The 12,873-nt window shown below is 62.3% G+C and carries 13 protein-coding genes; 10 read left to right on the plus strand and 3 right to left on the minus strand.

Annotation, left to right across the window (positions count from 1 at the left end; all coding sequences use genetic code 11):
• Positions 1-90 precede the first annotated feature (90 nt).
• The 6 genes from eutB to PQR32_RS03610 all read left to right on the plus strand — a co-directional run bounded on the left by eutB (position 91) and on the right by PQR32_RS03610 (position 6,849).
• Complete coding sequence (eutB, locus tag PQR32_RS03585) at positions 91-1,110, plus strand: hydroxyectoine utilization dehydratase EutB (RefSeq protein ID WP_408222322.1); 1,020 nt, start codon at positions 91-93, stop codon at positions 1,108-1,110.
• The gene (locus PQR32_RS03590; protein WP_408222324.1) at positions 1,107-2,108 is read left to right on the plus strand and encodes a cyclodeaminase; all 1,002 of its coding nucleotides are present in this window, start codon (positions 1,107-1,109) and stop codon (positions 2,106-2,108) included. The genes eutB and PQR32_RS03590 overlap by 4 nt, the downstream gene beginning before the upstream one ends.
• Positions 2,109-2,220: 112 nt before the next feature.
• Positions 2,221-3,246 (plus strand): N(2)-acetyl-L-2,4-diaminobutanoate deacetylase DoeB, encoded by a 1,026-nt coding sequence (gene doeB / locus PQR32_RS03595; RefSeq protein ID WP_408222326.1) that lies wholly within the window; start codon positions 2,221-2,223, stop codon positions 3,244-3,246.
• 5 nt (positions 3,247-3,251) lie between these two features.
• Positions 3,252-3,743 (plus strand): Lrp/AsnC family transcriptional regulator, encoded by a 492-nt coding sequence (locus tag PQR32_RS03600; RefSeq protein WP_408222328.1) that lies wholly within the window; start codon positions 3,252-3,254, stop codon positions 3,741-3,743.
• Positions 3,744-3,887: 144 nt separating this feature from the next.
• Entirely contained in the window at positions 3,888-5,411 is a 1,524-nt protein-coding gene (locus PQR32_RS03605) for an NAD-dependent succinate-semialdehyde dehydrogenase (protein ID WP_408222330.1), read from the plus strand.
• 40 nt (positions 5,412-5,451) lie between these two features.
• Entirely contained in the window at positions 5,452-6,849 is a 1,398-nt protein-coding gene (locus PQR32_RS03610; RefSeq protein WP_408222332.1) for an aspartate aminotransferase family protein, read from the plus strand.
• A 100-nt stretch (positions 6,850-6,949) separates the two neighbouring features.
• On the opposite strand, the gene PQR32_RS03615 is transcribed toward PQR32_RS03610, so the two are convergent.
• From PQR32_RS03615 to PQR32_RS03625, 3 genes are all read right to left on the minus strand, one after another.
• Positions 6,950-8,044 carry an alcohol dehydrogenase family protein gene (locus PQR32_RS03615; RefSeq protein WP_408222334.1) on the minus strand — a complete coding sequence of 365 codons (1,095 nt, stop codon included), beginning with the start codon at positions 8,042-8,044 and terminating at the stop codon, positions 6,950-6,952.
• 63 nt (positions 8,045-8,107) lie between these two features.
• On the minus strand, positions 8,108-9,328 hold the full coding sequence (gene doeA, locus PQR32_RS03620) for an ectoine hydrolase DoeA (RefSeq protein ID WP_408222336.1): 1,221 nt from the start codon (positions 9,326-9,328) through the stop codon (positions 8,108-8,110).
• Between the two features lie 234 nt (positions 9,329-9,562).
• Positions 9,563-9,808 (minus strand): hypothetical protein, encoded by a 246-nt coding sequence (locus tag PQR32_RS03625; RefSeq protein ID WP_408222471.1) that lies wholly within the window; start codon positions 9,806-9,808, stop codon positions 9,563-9,565.
• Between PQR32_RS03625 and ehuA the strand changes: the two genes are divergently transcribed.
• From ehuA to ehuD, 4 genes are all read left to right on the plus strand, one after another.
• Positions 9,693-10,571 carry an ectoine/hydroxyectoine ABC transporter ATP-binding protein EhuA gene (ehuA, locus tag PQR32_RS03630; RefSeq protein WP_408222459.1) on the plus strand — a complete coding sequence of 293 codons (879 nt, stop codon included), beginning with the start codon at positions 9,693-9,695 and terminating at the stop codon, positions 10,569-10,571. The genes PQR32_RS03625 and ehuA overlap by 116 nt on opposite strands.
• 59 nt (positions 10,572-10,630) lie before the next feature.
• Positions 10,631-11,473, plus strand: a complete 843-nt coding sequence (gene ehuB / locus PQR32_RS03635) for an ectoine/hydroxyectoine ABC transporter substrate-binding protein EhuB (RefSeq protein WP_408222338.1) — start codon at positions 10,631-10,633, stop codon at positions 11,471-11,473.
• 73 nt (positions 11,474-11,546) lie between these two features.
• Positions 11,547-12,206, plus strand: coding sequence for an ectoine/hydroxyectoine ABC transporter permease subunit EhuC (gene ehuC, locus PQR32_RS03640; protein WP_408222340.1), 660 nt, complete (start codon positions 11,547-11,549; stop codon positions 12,204-12,206).
• A 4-nt stretch (positions 12,207-12,210) separates the two neighbouring features.
• Positions 12,211-12,870, plus strand: coding sequence for an ectoine/hydroxyectoine ABC transporter permease subunit EhuD (ehuD, locus tag PQR32_RS03645; protein WP_408222342.1), 660 nt, complete (start codon positions 12,211-12,213; stop codon positions 12,868-12,870).
• The last annotated feature ends 3 nt before the right edge of the window (positions 12,871-12,873 follow it).

The raw sequence follows: 12,873 nt of genomic DNA on the forward strand, positions 1-12,873 counted from the left end.
GGGCTGCATTGAAAACGATGCGGCCGCCGCTAGCGTGACAGCGCACGCGCGACAGCATCGGAGTCGAACCTTTGGTGCGGGGCCGAGTTCATGTCCGTTCTGTCGCTGGCCGATTTGTCGCTGATCGATATCTACCGTGCGCGTCGTCGTATCGCAGGACGCGTCTGTCACACGCCGCTCGTCGAATCGCAGCGTTTGTCGGCGATCGCAGGCACACCGGTCTTTCTCAAACTGGAAACCGTGCAGCCGACCGGCAGCTTCAAGCTGCGCGGCGCGACGAACGCACTCGCTCATCTCGCCGAGCAGGGCTGCCGGAAAGTCGTGACCGCGTCGACGGGCAATCACGGTCGCGCGGTTGCGCATGCGGCTCGCGCGCAGGGTATCGACGCGACGGTCTGTATGTCGACGCTCGTGCCGGCGAACAAAGTCGAAGCCGTGCGAGCGCTCGGCGCGCAGGCGCGGATCACCGGTAAAAGCCAGGACGAGGCCGAACAGGAAGCGTTGCGGCTCGTACGCGAAGAAGGCTTTGCCTACGTTCCGCCGTTCGACGATCTGCACGTGATCGCCGGTCAGGCGACGATCGGACTCGAAATCGTCGAGGCGTTGCCCGAAGTCGCGAACATCGTCGTGCCGCTGTCCGGTGGCGGTTTGTTCGCGGGTATTGCGTTCGCCGCGAAGAGCGCGAATCGCAAGATCGGCCTGACCGGCGTGACGATGGCGCGTGGCGCCGCGATGCATGCGAGCCTCGCGGCCGGCCAGCCGGTTCTGGTCGAAGAAGTCGAAACGCTGGCCGATTCGCTCGGCGGTGGCATCGGACTCGACAACCGCTATACGTTTGCGCTCACGCGCGATCTGATCGACGAAGCCGTGCTGCTCGACGAGGCGTCGATTGCACGCGGCATCGCGCATGCCTACTGGCATGAACGGCTCGTGTTGGAAGGCGCGGCGGCGGTCGGCATCGCCGCCTTGCTCGATGGCGTGTTGCCGGCCGGACGCGTCAAACGCGGGCCGCTCGTGCTCATCGTGACGGGCGCCAACATCGATATGGACCAGCATCGCCGCATCGTCGATTCCGCGTCGACGCAACCTGTCTCGCACAATGCCCTATGACCTCCATTACTCTCCTCGGCGAAGCTGAGCTTCGCGAACTCGTGCCCCTCGATCTTGCCGCAATCGATCAGGTCGAAGCGGCCTTTCTCGCCCTCGCCACCGAAGCCGTCGCAATGCCGCCGATCCTGCGTCTCGATCTGCCTGAACAGCACGGTGAAGTCGACGTCAAGACGGCGTATCTGCCGCGCTTCGATAGTTTCGCGATCAAGGTGAGCCCTGGTTTTTTCAACAATCCGTCGCTCGGTTTGGCGAGTCTGAACGGGCTGATGCTGGTGTTGTCGGCGAAGACGGGTCTGACCGAAGCGGTGCTGCTCGACAACGGCTACCTCACCGCGGTGCGCACGGCAGCCGCTGGTGCGGTCGCCGCGCGCTGGCTGGCGAAACGGCACCCGCCGCAAGTCGCGGTACTTGGCGCAGGCGAGCAGGCACGTTTGCAGTTGCAGGCGTTGATGCTGGTGCGCCGCGTCGAGCGCGTGCGCGTATGGGCGCGCAATCCGGCGAGCGCGCAGCGTTTCGCCACGGCGATGACCGCCTCGCTCGGCGTGCCATGCGATGTTGCGCGCGATGTTCACCACGCAGTCGCCGAAGCGGACATCGCGATCACCACCACGCCAAGCCGCACACCGTTGATCGAAGCCTCCGACCTGCATCCAGGCTTGCATATCACGGCGATGGGTTCAGACGCCGAGCACAAGAATGAAATCGCGCCGGCTGCGTTGGCGGCGGCGCGCTATGTCTGCGACCGCGCGCAGCAAACGCGCGTGCTGGGCGAGTTGCATCACGCGCTGAATGCAGGCGTGACGCGCGCCGACGCCGCGATCACGGAGTTGGGTCAGGTGATCGCCGGACAGGCCGTGGGTCGCGTCAATGAAACCGACGTGACGATCTGCGACCTGACCGGCACCGGCGCGCAGGACACCGCAATTGCCTCGTTGGCACTGAAGCGAGCGCATGCCGCGGGCGCCGGAATGATTTTCCGCAATGACGTGAAGCGCTGAGAGGGGACGATGTCTGAAACAACGCAACTGCAATGGGATACGAACGTAGATGGCGCGGCGTCGAAACGTTCTATCACACGCCACGCAAACTGTTCGTGAGGGAGTCATGCATATGCGGGCAACACCGATTCAGCCGACGGTCGATTTCAACGCCGACGGCGAACAACACGGCTTTCTGAAACTGCCACATTCGCACGACACGTCCGCGTGGGGCGCGGAGATGATTCCGATCACCGTGGTCCGCAACGGCGAGGGGCCGACCGCGCTCCTCACCGGCGGCAATCACGGCGACGAATACGAAGGCCCGATCGCGTTGTCGAAGCTGGCCGCGACGTTGAAAGCCGAAGACGTGAAAGGGCGCGTGATCATCGTGCCATTCATGAATTTCCCCGCGTTCCGCGCGGGCAGCCGCACGTCGCCGATCGATCGCGGCAATCTGAATCGCAGCTTCCCGGGCAAGCCGGACGGCACGGTCACCGAGAAGATCGCCGACTATTTTCAGCGCTATCTGCTGCCGCTCGCCGATTACGTGCTCGATCTGCACGCAGGCGGCCGCACGCTCGACTTCATGCCGTTCGCCGCGATTCACCTGCTGCCCGATGCTAATCAGCAGGCGCGCTGCGAAGCGGCGATGCGCGCGTTCGGCGCGCCGTATTCGATGCGGATGCTCGAACTGGATAGCGTCGGCCTTTACGACACAGCGGTTGAAGAAGCGGGCAAGGTGTTCGTGTCAACCGAACTCGGCGGCGGCGGGACGGCAACGGTGCGAAGCGTTGCGGTGGCGGAGCGTGGTGTGCACGGTTTTCTGCAGCACGCGGGCATTCTCAGGCAAGACGAAACCGGGCACGCAACCGCGCGTACAACGACGCTGCTCGACATGCCCGACGGCACCTGCTATACGACGAGCGAACACGACGGCCTGCTGGAGTTGTGCAAGGACCTCGGCGAGATGGTTGAAAGCGGCGAAGTGATCGCGCGAATTTACGATGCGTCGCGCACCGGCGTCGCGCCTGTCGAATATCGCGCGCGCCGCGGCGGCCTGCTCGCGGCACGGCATTTTCCGGGTCTCGTGCGGATCGGCGATACGGTGGCGGTGGTGGCCGATATCGTCGAGCGCGGCATACCGGTGACGGTCTGAGCACCATGAAACTCGACCGCTACGATCTGGCGATTTTGCGCATCCTCGCGTACGACGGACGCATCACCAAATCGCGTCTGGCCGAAGAGATCAATCTGTCGATCTCGCCGGCGTGGGAGCGCGTCAAGCGTCTGGAAGAGAGCGGTGTGATTCGCGGTTACCGCGCCGAGATCGACTGGGTGCGCGCCTTCAAGGGCAGTCGCGTGGTGGTCGAAGTCACGCTGGCGCGTCACACCGCGCAAGACATGCGGCGCTTCGAGGAGCGGATTGCTGCCGCGCCGGAGGTCGTGCAATGCCACGCGACGGGCGGTGGCGTCGACTATGTGATGCACGTCATGTCGCGTGACATCGACCACTATCAGCGGTTTATCGATTCACTGTTGACCGACGAATTGGGCATCGAAAAGTACTTTACGTACATCGTGACGAAGGTGGTGAAAAGCAGCGCGGAAGGTTTGCCGGACTGGGCGGAACAAACGATCGGCGACGACAGTTGAAGCGCACGGCGGCCTCGCCAGAAAATTGCCGTGCGCCGCGGTGAATTCCAGAAAAAACACGGGCTTTGAGAGACGACAACGAAAAAAACCGCATCGTCACCGGACGTACAGTGACAGACATACATCGCAAACAGGGAGGTCGCCATGTTGCTGGGTCATCCGGTTCTATTCAAATCGCTGTGCTACGTCGACGGACGCTGGGTGCACAGCGCGAGCGCCGCGAGCATCGCCGTGCAGAATCCCGCCGATCAGCAGGTGCTCGGCCACGTGCCGATGCTCGACGCGTCGCAAATCACCGAAGCGGTGGACGCGGCGCAGCGTGCGTTCTCGACATGGCGCTGGCTGCCGGTCGCCAAACGTTCCGCGCTGCTGTTGCGTTGGCACGAACTGATCCTGCGCCATCAGCATGACCTGGCTGCGATTCTGTCGCTGGAACAGGGCAAGCCGCTCGCTGAAGCACGCGGCGAAATCGCCTATGGCGCGAGTTTCGTCGAATGGTTCGCGCATGAAGTGCGCCGCCTGAACGGCCGCACGATTCCAACGCATATCGACGGCGCGCATCTGGGCACGGTGATCGAGCCCGTCGGCGTAGCAGCGCTGATCACGCCGTGGAATTTCCCCTGCGCGATGATTACACGCAAGGCGGCCGCCGCGCTTGCCGCGGGTTGCACGGTGGTCGTGAAGCCCGCGCATGAAACGCCTTTTTCCGCGCTCGCGCTCGCGCAGCTTGCGGAAGAAGCGGGTTTTCCGGCAGGCGTATTCAACGTCGTGCTCGGCGAGCCGCAAATGGCAATGGAAACGTTGGTGCGCGACAAACGGGTGCGTTCGGTGAGCTTCACGGGTTCGACGCGCGTCGGTGCGCTGGTCATGCAGACTGCGGCCCAGGCCGGCATCAAGAAGACGGCGCTGGAACTTGGCGGTAACGCGCCTTTCATCGTGACCGAAGATGCCGATCTCGATCAGGCCGTACGCGTCGCGATCGCGGCAAAGTTCCAGACCTCGGGTCAGGACTGCTGCGCGGCGAATCGCATCTTCGTCGCCCGGCCGCTGTACGAAGCGTTCGTCGCGCAATATAGCGAAGCCGTGAACGCGCTGAAGGTCGGCACCGCATTCGAGGCGAACGTGAATGTCGGTCCGCTGATGCATCAAGCGGCGTTCGACACCACCGCGCAGCGCGTCGCCGACGCGAAAGAGAAGGGCGCGCGCATCACCGCCGGCGGCGCGGCGCATGAACGCGGCGGCTGGTTCTTCGAGCCGACCGTGGTCGCGGACGCAGCGCCCGGCATGCGCATCTACGACGAGGAAAACTTCGCGCCCATCTCGGCGGTCTCGCCGTTCGACTCGCTCGACGAAGTCATTGAACGCGCGAACGACACCGAATACGGCCTCGCCGCTTATGTTTGCGCTCAGGATCTCAACACGGTGTTTCAACTGATCCGCCGGCTCGACTTCGCGATGGTGTCCGTCAACGGCGCGAAATTCACCGGTGCGCCGATTCCATTCGGCGGCATCAAATCATCCGGACTCGGCCGCGAAGGCGGGGCCGAAGGTTTCGAGCCGTTCGTCGAAACCCGCTATTTCTGCCTCGGCCAGCTTGGCTTGCCGGTAACCGACAGCCTTCCCGCTCGCCGCGTAGCCGCTGCGACCGCAGCCGCCGCGACGGCCTGAGCCAGCCCATTCATTCATCGATCATACGAAGGAGATTCCGATGACCCAACTCGACCAACTCTTCGACGCCGACCGCGCGCACTTCATGCATCCGTCGACGCACGCTCACGACCATGCGAGCGGGGCGTTGCCCGGCCGCATCGTGACTGGCGCCAAAGGCATTCGCATCGAAGACCATGAAGGCAAGTCGTATATCGACGCTTTCGCGGGTCTGTATTGCGTGAACATCGGCTACGGCCGCACCGAGGTTGCCGAAGCGATCTACGAGCAGGCGAAGAAACTCGCGTATTACCACACGTATGTCGGCCACTCGACGGATACGATCATCGAATTGTCGTCGCGCATTATCGACTGGGCGCCGCAGGGCATGAAGAAGGTGTACTACGGCCTGTCCGGCTCGGACGCGAACGAAACGCAGATCAAGCTCGTCTGGTACTACAACAACGTGAAAGGCCGCCCGAACAAGAAGAAGATCATTTCGCGCCAGCGCGGGTATCACGGTTCGGGGATCGTCACCGGTAGTCTGACCGGTTTGCCGAGCTTTCATCAGTTTTTCGATCTGCCGATCGAGCGCGTCAAACACACGGTATGTCCGCACTGGTATCGGCAGGCGCCGGCCGGCATGAACGAGGCGCAATTCGTTGCGTACTGTGTGGAAGAACTGGAGAAGCTGATTGCACAGGAAGGCGCCGATACGATCGCTGCGTTCATCGCCGAACCGGTAATGGGCACGGGCGGCATTCTGCCGCCGCCGGCGGGTTACTGGCCGGCGATCCAGCAGGTGCTGAAGAAGCACGACATCCTGATGATCAGCGACGAAGTAGTGTGCGGCTTCGGCCGTCTCGGCTCGAAGATGGGCGCGCAACACTACGGCATCACGCCGGATCTGATCACCGTGGCGAAGGGTTTGACCAGCGCTTATGCGCCGCTGTCGGGGGTGATCGTCAGCGAAGGCGTGTGGGACGTGATCGATAAGGCGTCGCAGGAATCGGGCGCGATGGGGCATGGCTGGACCTACTCCGGCCACCCGATCTGTGCGGCGGCGGCACTCGCGAACCTGGATATTCTGGAGCGCGAGAACCTCACGCAGAACGCGGCGCAAACCGGTGCGTATCTGCTCGAACAACTGCACGCGGCGTTCGATGCTCATCCTTTGGTCGGCGAAGTGCGCGGTGCGGGCATGCTGGCCGCGCTCGAATTCATGGCCGACAAGGACGGCCGTCAACCGTTCGACGCAGCGCTGAAGGTCGGTCCACGCGTCTCCGCTGCGGCGTTGCAGCGTGGGTTGATTGCGCGCGCCATGCCGCACGGCGACATTCTCGGCTTCGCGCCGCCACTGGTCACGTCGCGCGGCGAGGTGGACGAGATCGTGAAGCTGGCGCGCGCGGCGGTGGATGAAGTTGCGTCGCAGGTTCTCGCTCCGGCGACTTCCGTGTAATGGGTCGGTGCGTGTAGGCAATCATCAATTGTGAAGTTGATAAAACGAAGCCGGACCAGCGGATACCGCTGGTCCGGCGTGTTTCATGCATGCCTGTTATTCAAGCCTGATTTGCGGCTTGCACGTAATGCCGGTCCGGAATCACGACGATATTGCCCACGAAGCGCTTGCCCATGAATTGCGTTTGCGCTTCATGAAACTTCGACAAGGGATAGGCTGCGGCCAGAATCGGTTTGATCGTGCCGGCCTGGATATAGTCAAGCACGCGTTTGAAAGCATCGCGTGTCCCTTGCGAAGAACCGTTCAACTGCAACTGCTTCAGATACATGGTGCGCAAATCCAGCTGGACTACCGGTCCGGCAATGGCGCCCGCCGTGGTGTAGCGACCTTCCGGCCGTAGCACGTTCAGCAACTTGCCGAACAGCGCGCCGCCGACCAGATCGGCCACCACATCGACTGGCTGGCCGCCGGTCATCCGCTCGACATCCGCAGCGAAAGTCTCGCTGTCGCGAAGCATCACGCGTTGCGCGCCGAGTTTGAGCACGGCATCTTCCTTGCCCTTGCTGACTACTGCGTACGGAATCGCCCCGCGCGCGCGGCATAGCTGAATGATCGCCGAGCCGACACCGCCGGAAGCGCCCGTAATCAGCACCGTTTCGCCGCTTTTTACCGCAGCCCGCTCGATCATCTGTTCGCCGGTGTGATAGGCGCACCAGAACGTCGCGAGTTCAGCATCCGAATAAACGGATTCGACGCGATGCGCGCTCTCGGCAGGCACTGCGGTGTATTCCGCGTAACCACCATCACGGCCGTGGCCGATGTAGTCGATATCGGCGAGACTGTCGTCGTCGCGGTTATAGATCGACGCATCGACGATCACGCGTTCGCCGATGCGCGCATCGCTCACCCCGTTGCCCACCGCGACCACGCGTCCGACGATATCCGCGCCCTGAATGCGCGGGAACGACAGCGTCGAGCGTCCGCGTCGCCAGGTGGAGACGGCTTGCGGGTCGTCGTCCGTACCGTACGCGCCCTCGCGGACCCATACGTCGGTATTGTTCAGCCCACAAGCGGTGACGTCGAGCAATACTTCGCCCGCTCGGCAGGCGGGAACCGGCACGTCGTCGCGATAGACGAGTTTGTCGAGACCGCCATGCGCGGTCAGTACGACGGCCTTCATTGTCGTCGGAAGCATGTTTCCCCTTTTCACATAGGCCTGTGCGCGCCGCGCTCGCGGCGGCACAGGGTTTTGACGGGCTTACGGTTTGACGAACAGCTTGCGCGGCGTGTTGCAGAACGGCTCGACGCCGGACTCGGTAATGAGGATGCTTTCGGTGATTTCGAGTCCCCAATCGTCGAGCCAGAGACCTGGCATGAAGTGAAACGTCATGCCAGGTTCGAGGACCGTCTTGTCCCCCGGCCGCAGGCTCATCGTGCGTTCGCCCCAGTCCGGCGGATAGCTCGCACCGATCGGATAGCCGCAGCGGCTGTTTTTCTCGATGCCGTATTTATGCAGCATCGCGAAGAACGCGTTGGCGATGTCTTCACACGTATTGCCGGGTTTGGCCGCGGCCAGACCGGCTTCAATGCCTTCGACCACGGCGCGCTCGCCTTCGATGAAATGCTTCGGCGGTTTGCCGAGGTACACGGTGCGCGACTGCGGGCAGTGATAGCGCTTGAAGCAGCCGGCGATTTCGAAGAACGTGCCGGCGTCTCTTGCGAATGGCGTGTCGTCCCAGGTCAGATGCGGGGCGGCGGCGTCGGCGCCGGTCGGCAGGAGCGGCACGATGGCCGGATAGTCGCCGCCGTGACCGTCGATACCGGTAATCCCTGCCGAGTAGATCTCGGCGACGAGGTCGTTTTTGCGCATGCCGGGCTCGATGCGCTCGACGATATGCGCATGCATTTTTTCGACGATGCGTGCGGCCACGCGCATGTACTCGATCTCACGCGGCGATTTAACGGCGCGCTGCCAGTTCACGAGACCCGTCGCGTCCAGCCATTTCGCCTTCGGAAGATGAGCGACGAGCGAGCGATAGGCCGCGGCACTGAAATAGTAGTTGTCCATTTCCACGCCGATCTTCAACGCGCCCCAGCCGCGCGCTTCGATCACTTCACGGGCCAGATAATCCATTGGATGGCGCTGCGTGGATTGCACGTAATGATCCGGATAGCCGACGATCTGCTCGTACTCCATGAACACCGTGCGCTTTGCACCATTCGCGTCCTGGCCACGGCCGAACCAGACCGGCTCGCCGTCCAGCGCCAGCAGCACGCACTGATGCACGTAGAACGACCAGCCGTCATAACCGGTGAGCCACGCCATGTTGGTCGGATCGGACACGATCAGTAATTCGATCCCTGCTGCCTGCATCGCTTGACGCGTTTTACCGATGCGGGCGGCGTATTCGGCACGTTCGAACGGCAGGCGTACGACGGGCGCCGTGGCTTGCCGTTCCTGTTGCGTTGTATCTGACATCTTCCCCTCTCTTTGAGCGTGACGGCGTTGCGGAAGGCAGTGCCTCATGCACGCAATGAGACACCTGGAGGCGTTTCTGGGCGCAGTCTAATGCCGCGAAAAACGGGCTTTCAATGTGCTAGTTCAATCTTCCTCACCGATACGATTCGGGCGTGCTGCGCTTATAGGTGTTGTCCCTGACCCGGACGTGGGCCGTCCGCACGCACCGACGTCCGCGCCATAAAAAGAATTGTTCTAGAGCAATCGGATCCCGAATATGGCTTTGTATTCTGGTTTGCAGAGTTGTTCTCGCAGCACTCTCTCAATCAGGTCAGGCATGACGAATGGGAACGGAATCGATATGAACACCGCACGAGTCACCGACATGCTGAGCGCTTCCGGCGCCGCCCCGGCGACCTTTCCATCGGACTTATCGGCGGCGCCTGCCGACAGCCGTGTACCACGCCGGGAGGCGTCGATGACGAAGCCGTTGATCAGCATCGATCGCATCACCAAGCGTTACGGCGCACTAACGGTACTCGACGAACTCTCGCTCGATGTGATGCCGGGCGAGAAGCTCGCGCTGATCGGCCCGTCGGGTTCCGGCAAGACCACGATTCTGCGCATTCTGATGACGCTCGAATCGATCGATGGTGGCCATATCGAAGTGGACGGCGAGGAACTGTTTCATATGCAGCGTGGCGGCCAGATGGTGTCCGCGAACGAGCGGCACCTGCAGAAGATGCGCGAGAAGATTGGCATGGTGTTCCAGCATTTCAATCTGTTTCCGCACAAGAGCGTGCTCGAGAACGTGACGCTCGCGCCGATGCTGACCAAAGGCGAGAGCCGTGAGTCGGCGGAAAAACGCGCGCTGGAATTGCTCGACATGGTCGGCATGGCCGACAAGGCAAAGAGCCGGCCGGCGCAACTCTCCGGCGGCCAGAAGCAGCGCGTGGCGATTGCGCGGGCGCTGGCCCTCGCACCAAGAATCATGCTGTTCGACGAAGTGACGTCAGCGCTCGACCCCGAGCTTGTAGAAGAAGTGCTGAATGTGATGCAACGGCTCGCCAAAGAAACCGACATGACGATGCTGCTCGTCACGCATGAAATGGGCTTCGCCCACGATTTCGCGGACCGTGTGCTGTTTTTCGACCGCGGCAGGATCGTGGAGGAGGGCAAGCCCGAAGATATTTTCAGTCATCCCGAGCATGAGCGAACCCAGGCGTTCCTGCGCAAGATCATCGCCGCGGGTCACCGGATCTGATCGCCCGACGCCACACGCGCTTACCGTTGCACACCACCACGCCTTAGGAGAGAAAAATCATGAAACTGAAGGGGATTCTGATCACGGGGACGTTGTCGCTGCTGACCTTGACCGGCATTGCGGTCGCCGCCCAGGACAAGTTGGCGCAACTCAGGGAGCAGGGTTTCGCGCGCATCGCTATCGCCAATGAGCCGCCGTTTACCGCGGTCGGCGCCGACGGCAAGGTGACAGGCGCCGCGCCCGATGTGGCACGCGCGGTCTTCAAGAAGCTGGGCGTCAACGACATCGTCGCGTCGGTCTCCGAGTATGGCGCGATGATTCCGGGCCTCGCCGTGGGGCGACATGATGCGATTGCCGCGGGTCTCTTCATGACGCCGCAGCGTTGTGCCGCTGTTGCGTACTCGGAGCCGGTGCTGTGCGCGGTGGAGGCGTTCGCCGTCAAGAAGGGCAACACCAAAAGCATCAAGACCTACGAGGACATCGCCAAGGATCCCAAGGCTGTGATCGGCGTGGAAGGCGGCACGACCGAACAGAAACTCGCGACCGCCGCGCATATTCCGACCGAACGCGTGGTCATCGTGCCGGACGGCCAGAGTGGTTTGAAGATGCTGCAGGACGGCCGTATCGACGCGTTCGCGCTGCCGCTGCTGTCGATCAGTGATCTGCTCTCGAAAGCGAAAGATGCCAATCTGGAATCCATCGCGCCGGTGCAAGGCACACCCGTGCAGTGTGACGGCGTGGCGTTCCGCAAGCAGGACACCGCACTGCGTGATGCTTTCGACGTCGAACTGAAAAAGATGAAGGAGTCCGGCGAATTCGCAAAGATCGTCGAACCGTACGGCTTCTCGGCTAAGGCGGCGATGTCGACGAGCCGCGACAAGCTGTGCGCGGCGAAGAACTGATTCTTTCCTGCCTGTTTGACGCGCTACGCGGTAGCACGCCAAATGGCCATTCCGTTGTCTGCGAGGTGCGCTCATGAACGACTGGTCCGGCTATCTGCAGCTGATTCTGAAAGGCGCGCAGGCGACTGTTGAACTCACTGTGATGGGGACGGCGCTTGCGCTCGTGATGGCGTTCGTCGCCGGACTCGGACGGCTGTCGCGATTCTTTGCGGTGCGCGCGCTCGCCACGTCGTATATCGAGTTCTTCCGCGGCACGTCGGTATTTGTCCAATTGTTCTGGGCATATTTCGTGTTGCCGATGGTCGGATTCACGCTCGCGCCGCTGCAGGCCGGAGTGCTCGCACTCGGCTTGAACGTGGGCGCGTATGGCGCGGAAGTCGTACGTGGCGCGGTCGTCGCGATCGGCCAGGAGCAGAGGAGTGCCTGCATCGCGTTGAATCTGTCCACGTATCAGCGCATGCGTCACGTGATCCTGCCGCAAGCCTTGCCGCTCATGCTGCCGACCTTCGGCAACAACGCGATCGAGTTGCTCAAGGCCACGGCGGTCGTGTCGCTGATCTCGCTTGGCGACATGACATTCCAGGCGCAGGTCGTACGCTCGCAGACCGGCAACACGTTGATCCCGTTCGCGACGATTCTCGCGCTGTATTTCGCTATGGCCTGCCTGATTTCGTTCGGTGTGCGCAAGCTCGAACGCCGGATGACTTTCGGTCTCGACGGCATGAGGAGATAACCGTATGGAATGGGACTGGAGTTTCGCGCGCGAGATCATGCCGATCCTGCTGCAGGGTCTGAAAATCACGGTGCTCGCGACCTTGCTCGGCGCGGTGGTGGCGGCGGTGGTCGGCATGGCGTTCGCGATCTTGCGGCTGTCGCCGAATCGCGCGGTGTCGCGCACCACCACGGCGGTGGCGAGCTTCATTCGCGGCACACCTTTGCTCGTGCAGCTTTACTTCGTTTTTTACGTGCTGCCCGATATCGGCATTCGCATGCCGGCGCTCGCCGCCGGCGTGCTCGCGCTCGGCGTGCATTACGCGACGTATGCGGCCGAGGTCTATCGGACCGGTATCGAAAACGTGCCGCGTGGGCAATGGGAAGCCGCCAAGGCGTGCAACCTGAGGCCGGCGCAGATGTGGCAGCACATCATCCTGCCCGAAGCGATCCCGCCGATGCTGCCCGCACTCGCGAATTACCTGATTTCGATGTTCAAGGAAACACCGTTGCTGTCCGCGATCACGGTGCTCGAACTGATGAACGAGGCGAAGATCATCGCCAATACGGACTACCGTTACCTCGAACCGATGACGCTCGTTGGCGTGCTGTTTCTGTGTATCAGCCTGATTGCGGTGATCGGCGTGCGGCTGCTCGAAAAACGCTTTCCCAATCCGGGGCATTGACAC

Source organism: Paraburkholderia dipogonis (assembly GCF_046027395.1).
GTDB lineage: Bacteria > Pseudomonadota > Gammaproteobacteria > Burkholderiales > Burkholderiaceae > Paraburkholderia > Paraburkholderia dipogonis_A.